Source organism: Kitasatospora cheerisanensis KCTC 2395 (genome assembly GCF_000696185.1).
GTDB lineage: Bacteria > Actinomycetota > Actinomycetes > Streptomycetales > Streptomycetaceae > Kitasatospora > Kitasatospora cheerisanensis.
In genome coordinates this window covers 1,011,766-1,018,627 of sequence record NZ_KK853997.1, presented here as the reverse complement: position 1 = coordinate 1,018,627, position 6,862 = coordinate 1,011,766, and the positions used below count along the sequence as shown (strand labels likewise).

The 6,862-nt window shown below is 75.5% G+C and carries 4 protein-coding genes and 1 pseudogene; all 5 read right to left on the bottom strand.

Annotation, left to right across the window (positions count from 1 at the left end):
• Positions 1-173: 173 nt before the first annotated feature.
• The 5 genes and pseudogenes from KCH_RS45860 to KCH_RS04445 all read right to left on the bottom strand — a co-directional run bounded on the left by KCH_RS45860 (position 174) and on the right by KCH_RS04445 (position 6,790).
• A complete protein-coding gene (locus KCH_RS45860) occupies positions 174-2,294 on the bottom strand; it encodes a DUF5682 family protein (protein ID WP_279635827.1) in 2,121 nt (706 codons plus the stop codon).
• A gap of 106 nt (positions 2,295-2,400) precedes the next feature.
• Positions 2,401-3,696, bottom strand: a pseudogene (locus KCH_RS45855) (DUF5682 family protein); the annotation flags it as partial.
• Positions 3,697-3,800: 104 nt separating this feature from the next.
• On the bottom strand, positions 3,801-4,925 hold the full coding sequence (locus KCH_RS04455) for an ATP-binding protein (protein WP_051653875.1): 1,125 nt from the start codon (positions 4,923-4,925) through the stop codon (positions 3,801-3,803).
• Positions 4,926-5,155: 230 nt separating this feature from the next.
• A complete protein-coding gene (locus KCH_RS04450) occupies positions 5,156-5,740 on the bottom strand; it encodes a TetR/AcrR family transcriptional regulator (RefSeq protein ID WP_035859210.1) in 585 nt (194 codons plus the stop codon).
• Positions 5,741-5,827: 87 nt separating this feature from the next.
• Entirely contained in the window at positions 5,828-6,790 is a 963-nt protein-coding gene (locus KCH_RS04445) for a quinone oxidoreductase family protein (RefSeq protein ID WP_035859207.1), read from the bottom strand.
• Positions 6,791-6,862 lie beyond the last annotated feature (72 nt).

Below are 6,862 nucleotides of genomic sequence, written 5' to 3'. Positions count from 1 at the left end.
ACTCCCGTCCGGGAACGCCCCCGCCAGCGTGCCGTCCGCCGCGAGCTCCACCACCGGCCCGTCGCCGGAGGCGAGTTCGCGCGCCGCCCGCTTCACCAGGCCCCGATTGGCCAGCGCCGCCAGGGTGTCCGCGTCCAGCGCCAGCAGATCGGCGCGCACCGCCGTCCCGCCCGTCACCGCCCCACCTTCTCCGCCACGAACTCCGCCAGCCGGCCCGGCGTCATCGCCCCCACGTGCGCCCCCGCCTCGGCCAGCCGGCCCGCGAGCTCACGGTCGTACGCCGGGTCGGCCTCCTCGTCCAGCGCGGCCAGGCCGAGCACCGTACTGCCCTGCTCCACCAACTTCCGCACCCCGCGCACCAGTCGGCCCGCGTCGCCGCCCTCGTAGAAGTCGGTGACCAGCACCACGATGCTGCGCCGCGGATTGTCGAGCAGACCCGCCGCGTAGTCCACCGCCCGGGCGATGTCGGTGCCGCCGCCCAGTTGCACCCGCATCAGCAACTCCGCCGGATCCGACACCTCCGCCGTCAGATCGACCACCGCCGTGTCGAACACCACCAGGTGCGTCCGCAGGCCCGGGAGGTTCCACAGGCACGCCGCCGTCACCGCCGAATGGATCACCGACCCGGCCATCGAGCCCGACTGGTCGACCAGCAGCACCAGTTGCCACTGCTCCAGGGTCCGCCGGGTCCGGGTGTGGAAGTACGGCCGCTCGATCAGCACCCGCCGCCGCTCCGGCTGATAGTGCGCCAGATTGGCCCGCACCGTCGTGCGGAAGTCGAAGTTCCGCGCCAACGGCACCCGGCTGCGCCCGGGCGCACGGGCGCCGGTGAACGCCCGGCGCAGCTCCGGCTGCAACCGGGCCAGCAGGTCGCGGACCACCGCCTCCACCAACCTCCGTGCCAGAGACAGCAGTTCGGGGCTCATCAGGTGCTTGGTGCGGAGCACCGCGCGGAGCAGCGTGGTGCTTGGCTCGACCCGGGACAGCACCTCCGGATCGGTGACGATCTCGTCGATGCCGTACCGCTCCACCGCGTCCCGCTCCAGGCGCTCCACCGTCTCCTTGGGGAACAGCCGGTGCACGTCGTCCAGCCAGTCCACCGCCGTGAGCCGGGAATCCTCGGTCCCGCCGGACCGCCGCCGCGGCGCGCCCTGCCGCACCCCGCGCCGGCCCGCCTCCGGGTCGCGGCCGTACAGCCACTCCAGCGCGCCGTCCTGCTCGGCGGCCCGCCCGCACAGCGCCCCGGTGTACCGCTCCGCGGGCGCGCCCAGGATCAGCCGCCAGCGCTCCAGCCCCTCGTCCGGCAGCGCCGGCGCGGCGCTCCCCGCCATGCCCGTGGTGACAACCTCCTCGGCCGGTACGGCAGTCGGGACGGACGTCGCTGTCCCGCCCGCTGTCAGTCCGTCCGTCGCCGGCCCGTACGGCGACAGTCCATAGGCCGACAGCAGCTCGTCGACGGACCGTTCGAGCGCGGCGGCCCGGGCCAGCTGCAAGGGGTCGCCGCCGGTGCGCAGCAGCCCGCGCGCCGAACCGCCGCGCCCGCGGCGGGCCAGCAGCCGGGCGGCGATCTGCTCCCGCTCGCGCGGCGGGAAGAACGCGAACGCCTGCCGCAGGGCGGGCAGTCCGCGCAGGAACTCGTCCGGCGCCAGCCCGGTGACGATCGCGTCCAGGGCGTCGAACAGCGACGGCCGGCCCGCCGTGCCCAGCTCGGGGCCGGTCAACTGCACCCGGGTCAACGCGAACAGGCCCGCCAGCCAGTCGCCCAGCCGCACCGGATCGGCCGCCAACGCCCGGGCCCGGTCGGCGATTTCGTCGATGCTCTTGAGCGGCTGACCGGACGGCGGGAGCGACCAGTACAGGCCGAGCGCCGCGCCCCGCAGATCCGGCGGCGCGGCCGGATCCCCGGCGATCCGGTCGGCGGTGGCCAGCGCGGTGAACCGGCGGACCGTCAGCATCGCGCCCGCGAACCGCAGCGCGTCCCGGGCCGCGAGCACGGCGCGCAGCCGGTCCGGATCGACCCCCGCCCCGCCGTGCAGCCCCTCGGCCAGCCACAGCACCCGCCGGAACGCCGCGTCCAGTACCGCGCCGAGCCGCTCGTCGGCGGCCACCCCGTACACCCGGTCGTGCCGCCACAGGTCCAGCGCCGTCGCCAACACCCGGCCCACCGCGCCCAGTTCGGCGACCTCGCCGACCCGGACGGCCAGCGTGCCCAGCAGCTCGGCGGTCAGCGACCCCGCCCCGCACAGCACCGCGTCGAACAGCAGGCCGGCCAGCGCGCCCGGCTCCGCACCCACCCCCGCCGCCCGCTCCGCCAGCGCCGCGGCTGCCGCCTCGGCCAGCCGCGCCCGTACGCGCCGCCTCGACCAGCGCCGCGTCCCGCCGGTGCGCCCACCCGCCCGGCTCCGGCACCCAGCGCTCGGTGAACACCGGATCGCCGCCCCCCGCCGGACCGCTCTCCCGCACGTGCCCAGGAACGCCCAACACCCGCAGCCGGTGCAGGAACTGACTGCGGAGCAACTGCGTACCGTCGGTCAGGTCGGCGGTGACCGGGCGGCCCAGCGTCACGCCGCAGCGCTCCTGCTCGGCGGCGACGTCGTGCACCAGCGGCGGCGCGGGCGTGTCCGGGTGCAGCCGGCCGACCCGGTCACCGGTACCCGCCGCGACCAGCTCGCGCACCAGCGGATCCGGCCCCGCGGTCGGCCGCAGCCGGCCCTGCCACGGGAGCGGCGCCTCCAAGGCCTCGCCGACCAGCGCCCCCGCCAGCCCGTCCAGCACGTCCGCCCGCGACCGCACCCGGTGCCCGCGCATCATCGCCAGACCGTCGGCCAGCGTCCGCGCCGCGATCAGATCCGCCGTCGACACCTCCTGCCGCGCCCCGCGCAGCCGCCGCACCACCTGCTCGGTCAAGCCGTCAGCCGCGCCCTCCGCGCCGCGCTCCCACAGCAGTTGGTAGTAGCCGGGCGACGGCATGCCGGACTGGTAGCCGCCGAACGCGTCCAACTGCGCGAACGAGTACGGCACCAGGAAACTCCCGCCGACCGCCCCGTCCGGCGGCGCCGGCACCTCCGGCCAGCCGTCCGCGGACTCGCTGTTCGCGGGCCGCCCGTCCACCGCCTCCTTGTCCGCCGGTTCGGTCGGGGCGACGAGCGCGCGCAGGGCGGGCGTGTGGAAGCCGCCGGTGACCACCAGCACCGGCCGGCCCCCGGCGCGGGCCAGCGCGGCCCGCACCCAGGACGCCATGTACGCCTCGCGGGCCGCGTCGCCGGGCTGCGGTACGGCGTCGCCGCGCACCAACTCGAAGTAGGCGTCCAGCCGTTCGGCCAGGCCCTGCGGATCGGGCAGCTCCACCAGGCCGTCCCACAGGGTGTCCACCGAATCGGTGCCGAAGGCCCGGCAGAGCCGCTCGGTGGCCTCCGCGTACCGGGCCTCTGCGTCGGCGAAGCGGTTCGTCAGCGGCTGCTCGCGGGAGGAGAACGCCGGATGCCAGGCCGGCAGGTCGATGAACCGCACCTCCGCGCCCGCCGCCCGACCCGCCGTCAGGGCCACCCACTCCGGGGAGTACGCGCAGAACGGCGCCCAAGAGGTGGCCGTCCGCTCCTCGTCCCGGTAGTGCGAGAACACCGCGACCGGCAACTCGTGGCCCAGCAGCAGTTCGTCCAGCCGCGGATTGAGATCCGCCGGGCCCTCGACCAGCACCAGGCCCGGCCGCAACTCGGCGACGGTCCGCGCGACCAGCGCCGCGCAGGCGGGGGAGTGGTGCCGCACGCCGAGGAACACCGCACCGCCCAGCGGCAGTTCGCTCACCGGTCGGCCAACAGGTGCCGGGCGGCGTACAGTTCGCGCCACCGCTCGCCGCGGCGGCGGCCCGCCTGCTGTTCCAGGAACCGGCGCAGCCGGGCCAGGTCCTCCGGGCTGTCCTTGGCGGCGGTGCCGGCCAGGCAGGTCACCAGGTCCTCCGCACTGCCGGGCTCGCCGCGCAGGAACCAGCCCCGCACGCCGACGGCGTGCGCCACCGACACCGCCTCGGCGGTGCTCAGCACCGCAGAACTCCGGCCGCCCGCCGCACCGTCCGCGCCGGCGCGCAACTCCCGGAAGGTGCCGACCAGCACCTCCAGCAGGTCCCGGTCCGGGGCCGGCTCGACGCCCGAGCGGCGCAGCAGGGCCGCCGACTCGGCCTCCACCAGGGCGACTTCGGTCTCCAGGTCGCCGATCGGGAACACAGTCTCGAAGTTGAAGCGGCGCTTGAGCGCAGCGCTCATCTCGTTGACGCCCCGGTCCCGGGTGTTCGCGGTGCCGATCACGTTGAACCCGGCGCGGGCGAACACCATGCCGTCCGGGCCGTCCAACTCCGGTATCGCCAGCACCCGTTCGGAGAGCAGCGAGAGCAGGCAGTCCTGCACCTCCAGCGGGCAGCGGGTGATCTCCTCGAAGCGGACGACCCGGCCGTCCGCCATCCCGCGCAGCATCGGCGCCGGCACCAGCGAGCGCGGCGACGGCCCCTCCGACACCAACAGGGCATAGTTCCAGCCGTACTTGATCTGATCCTCGGTGGTGGCCGCGCCGCCCTGCACGGTCAGCGTGGAGGTGCCGCTGACCGCCGCCGCGATCAGCTCCGACAGCAGGGACTTCGCGGTGCCCGGCTCGCCGACCAGCATCAGCCCCCGGTCGGTCGCCAGCGTCACCAGCGCCCGCTCCACCAGCGCCGCGTTGCCGACGAACTTCCGGCTGATTCCGGCCCGTTCGTCGCCCACCACGAACCGGCGCGCCGCCCGCAGGCTCAACTGCCAGCCCGGCGGCCGCGGATCGCGGTCCGCGTCGCGCAGCGCCGCCAACTCCTCGGCGTGGCGCACCTCGGCGGGCGGCCGCTGCATCGTCCGGCGCTGCGGCCCGCCCGCGTCGACGCCGAGAACCCGGCTGCCGGGCATCTCGCCGCCGGGCACCTTGCCGTCGGGAACCTCTCCGCCAGCGGCCACCGTGCAGCCACCCCTTCCGCACCATCCAGCACCCCGGCGCGGGCCCGCACTCGCCGCGGCCCACCGAGATCGACTCAACCCGCCCGACGCTACCCGGCGGGCACGACAACCCACGCCACCGGGGCTGTGGCGGGCCCCGGCGGGCGTCGGGTGTGTTCAGGCCCGGAGGCGAACGAAGCCGTTCAGGCCTGGAGGCGGGCGAGCCCGGAGTCGAGGGCCGCCTCCAGGTGGGCGGACGACCCCGTGGTCATCAGGATCAGCACCCCGCCCTGCACGCCGGCCAGCAGCGCCGCGGCCTCCCGCTCGGCGTCGAGCCGCGGCGCGATCGCGCCGCTGTCCTGCATCTGCCGGATCCCGGAGGCGAGTTGGGCCTGCCACTGGGCGAGCAGCTCGCAGGCCACCGCCCGGGTGGCGTCGGTCGCCGTGCCGAGCTGGGCCAGCGCCGTGTGCAGCGGGCAGTCACTGCCCTGGTGGCGGTACCGGGCCAGGATCTTGTCCCGCCACCGGTGCCAGGCGTCCCAGTCGGTGAGGGAACCGAGCTCCGGCTGCTGGTCCTCGATCACCCGGGCCGCCTCCAGCCGGGCCACGGCCAGCAGCAATTCGTCCTTCCCGCCCGGGAAGTAGTGGAACAGCTGGCTCTTGCTGGTCGCGGTGTGCGCCATCACGTCCTCCAGGCGCACCGCGAACACCCCCTGCTCGCGGATCTGCTCGGCCGCGCCCTCGACGATGCGCTGCCTGGTCGCGATGCCCTTGCGGGTCAGCGGCACGGAGTCCTCCCGGTGAGATGTCTGTCCGGGGAGCAGTCTGCCGGAGCAGCGGCCTCCCGGCGGGCAGGCTGCCGGGGGAACGGCCTGTCAGGGGAGCAGCAGCAGCTTGCCGGTGGTGCGGCGGGACTCGAGGTCGGCGTGCGCCCGGGCGGCCTCCGCGAGCGGGTAGCGGCCGGTGATCCGCAGCGTGAGCCGCCCGCTCCGGACCAGGTCGAACACCTCGCCGGCGCGCCGCACCAGGTCCTCCCGGGTGGCGACGTGGTGGTGCACCACCGGATAGGTGAGCAGGATGCTGTTCGGCAGGTCGGTGGGCCGCAGCGTCGGCACGCCCATGAACGGGCCGTAGTACGCGTGCACGCCGTGCGGGCGCAGCGACAGCTGGGAGGAGCGGAAGGTGTCCGCGCCGCCGCCGTCGTAGACGACGTCCGCGCCGCGGCCGTCCGTCAGCTCCCGGATCCGGTCCTCGAACCCGCCGCCCGAGTGCACCAGCACGTGATCGGCGCCGACCTCCTTCGCCACCGGCACCTTGTCCTCGCGGGAGACCAGGCCGATCACCGAGCCGCCGCGCGCCTTCACCAGTTGGGTCAGCAGCTGGCCGACCCCGCCCGCTGCCGCGTGGACCACCGCCGTGTCGCCCGGGCCGATCGGGTAGGTCTCGGTGCTCAGGTGATTGGCCGTCAGTCCCTGCATCAGCAGGCCGCCCGCGACCTCGTCCGACACCCCGTCCGGCACCTTCACCAGCGAGGCCGCCGGCACCGCCAGCAACTCGGCGTAGCTGCCCGGGTGGTAGAACCAGGCCACCCGGTCCCCGACCGCCCACTCGGTGACGCCCGCGCCCAGCGCGGTCAGGTACCCCATCCCCTCGGCGCCGAGCACCACCGGCGCCGCCCAGCCCGGGCCGCCCAGCGCCCGCGCGCCGGTGTCCATGTAGTTGACGCCCGCCGCTCCCAGCCGGACCAGTACCTCGCCGGGGCCGGGAACGGGGTCGGGCAGCTCGGTCCAGCGCATCACCTCGGGACCGCCGTGCTCCTCGATGCGGATCGCGTGCATGGCACAGCTCCTCTGCTGTGGAGGCCCGTTGACCGGACCGTGAGCAGCACGTTAGGCAGCACGAAATGGACC